Annotated in this window: 1 protein-coding gene and 1 pseudogene; both read right to left on the bottom strand. The window is 62.1% G+C overall.

The features are described 5' to 3' along the window. Positions 1 to 74: 74 nt before the first annotated feature. A pseudogene (locus tag AB4Y99_RS27630) lies at positions 75 to 414 on the bottom strand (IS110 family transposase); the annotation flags it as partial. 366 nt (positions 415 to 780) lie between these two features. Further along, entirely contained in the window at positions 781 to 1,110 is a 330-nt protein-coding gene (locus AB4Y99_RS27625) for a hypothetical protein (protein ID WP_441525601.1), read from the bottom strand. Positions 1,111 to 1,375: the final 265 nt, after the last annotated feature.

The following is a 1,375-nucleotide window of genomic DNA, read 5'->3' as shown; positions in this document are numbered from 1 at the left end:
GCTGTTCAGGGCGTGCTCCGTCGCGCGGGCCCGTCATAACGATAGGGCGAAGCTGCGCGCCGTGTGCAGGCAGCCTGCTCGGCCGCGATCTTCCCGATCTCGGCGGTGATCGTTTCGATCCGCTCGTCGAGCCATAGCCAGTCCTCGTAGAGGCCGACCGATCAGATCGCTCATGCGCGGCGGTATCTCATCGGCCCGGTTCTTCAGGATGTCGAAAAGCGAGGTGCGCAGGGCCCGTAACCCGGGGCGAATGGCGATCCCCTGTTCGATCAGGAACGCCCGGATCTGATTGACCGTCGCGGTCCGGCGCGAGACCAGCCGCGACCGAATACGGTGATAGGCCTGCAGGTCGAGCTCGTCCCGCGTCTTCTCCCGCACCACCCTCAGGTTCGGTCGCAGTGCAGCCTCCGCGATATCCGCGATCGACAGTCCGGGATCAATCGATCCCCGCTGCTGCTGAAGAGTTCACGCGTTACATTATCCATTGACGATGAACGCCGGTCGGAGTGTGTTACCGCCCAGCCTCGGGAGAAGATCAGATGATGCGCGTTGCTTTGAGGGTCGCCGCCCTGATGCTTTGGACCGGTGTGGCTGGTGCTCAATCGATCACCGCCGAGTCGAAAGCAATGGGGGGCCGGTGGGGCGTGACCCAAGACGAATGTCGGGTGCAGGTCAAAAGGACCGGCGCTTATCGCCCGCGATACGCTTGCAGCCGAATACGCCCAAGGGGCGTAGAGCCTGAACTTTGGCAAAGAGCGGCAAATCTACCAGCGCGGCTTGCTATAACCAGACATCGACACCGGGGCGTGGCGGCTTAACGACCTGCCGCAGGCGGATGTCCTTGAACATGCCGCTCATCGATGTGCTGGTCGACATACCTGCCGGCGCACCTCGGAAGTTCACATCCAACGTGGCTGCACCTTCCATCTTGCGGTCGGCGTTCTCCCGATCGCGACGCTCGCGTTGGATCGATTTGCGGTAGGCCTCTGCCGCTTCCCTGCTCTTGAACTCGAAATGAGGACGTCCGCCCGTCGCACCAGGTGATCGCTTCACATACTCATCGAGGACACTGAAATCCTTGCCGTCCCGCAAACCGGAAGTGCGAAGCATCTCGCGCCACGTTCAGCCATTGCGGCGCTTTTGCGAAAATCATCCGTGTCTTGAAGCGGGTCGCGCGTTACTCCCCGCGTCCACCCCCTTTCGAAGGACCCAAGGTTACGCTCAATGGGGTGGTCGCACTCGATCCGGAACCGCCCGCATCCAACGCCGTTGCGAAAGGGCGGGGCAGCGGCACCAAGGAGCCATGGCGATGACGACGGAAGAGGCGACTGAGATCCTAGGCGTTCATGGCAGCATGCCCTGTACGGTTCAGTTC

The organism is Allobosea sp. TAB14 (genome assembly GCF_052113865.1).
Lineage (GTDB): Bacteria > Pseudomonadota > Alphaproteobacteria > Rhizobiales > Beijerinckiaceae > Allobosea > Allobosea spartocytisi.
This window is presented reverse-complemented; position numbering and strand designations above follow the sequence as displayed.